This is a genomic window from Sphingobacterium sp. UBA7253, assembly GCF_002472745.1.
GTDB classification, from domain to species: Bacteria; Bacteroidota; Bacteroidia; order Sphingobacteriales; family Sphingobacteriaceae; genus Sphingobacterium; species Sphingobacterium siyangense.
The window spans coordinates 32,098-33,103 of record NZ_DKSP01000244.1 but is presented as its reverse complement, the minus strand read 5'-3'; the positions used below and the strand labels follow the sequence as shown (position 1 = coordinate 33,103).

Below are 1,006 nucleotides of genomic sequence, written 5' to 3'. Positions count from 1 at the left end.
ATATTAATTTTGCGAAGGCCTCCTCCATTGCCCTGGATTGGGCGTTGGTACGATACAGAATAGCAAAATCTTTATAATTAAGTCCTTTTAACGATTTCTCTTCGATAATCTGGTCAGCAACGATCTTACCTTCCTCATTGTCAGAGAAAGCACGTGAAACCTTGATCTTTTCGCCCTCTTCATTATCCGAGAAAACATTTTTTTCCAATTGATTCTGATTATTCGCAATCACCGAATTGGCCGCATTTACGATCATCTTAGTCGATCGATAATTCTGCTCCAGTTTAAAGATCTTCACATCAGGATAATCCTTTTGGAAATTCAGGATATTCTGAATATTTGCACCACGAAATGCATAGATCGATTGTGCATCATCCCCAACCACGCAGATATTTTCGTTGACTGCTGCCAGGCGTTTGACAATAAGGTATTGGGAGAAGTTGGTATCCTGGTACTCATCGACCATCAGATAGCGAAATTGATGCTGATATTTATGCAATACCTCTGGATGCTTGTTTAACAAGACATTTGTTTTAAACAAGAGGTCATCAAAATCCATTGCTCCAGCACGGTAACAGCGTTGTGCATAGGTCATATAAATCTGCCCCAATTGACCACGACCATTGGAAATATCTTCGGCCAGTATGGCTTCATTCTTATTATATTCCTGCGGTGAGATCAAGTTGTTTTTTGCCTGTGAGATACGTCCATACACATGATTGACATTATACAGCTTATCATCGAGATTCATTTCCTTTAAAATGGCACGCAACAAACTTTTGGTATCGTCCGTATCGTAGATGGTAAAGTTTCTGGGATAACCGATCAATTCTGCTTCGACACGGAGTATCTTTGCGAATACCGAGTGGAATGTTCCCATCCAAATATTTTTCGCTTCGCTTCCAACAACAGAAACGATACGTGCGCGCATCTCTTTGGCAGCCTTGTTGGTAAATGTTAATACCAAGATATTGAATGGATCAACACCTTTTCGAATCAAGTGTGC

At 40.3% G+C, this 1,006-nt stretch carries 1 protein-coding gene; it reads right to left on the bottom strand.

The window, feature by feature from the left end; genetic code table 11:
* Positions 1-1,006 (bottom strand): ATP-dependent helicase (locus B2X72_RS25480; RefSeq protein ID WP_286852024.1); only part of this gene is annotated, 1,006 nt, incomplete at both ends.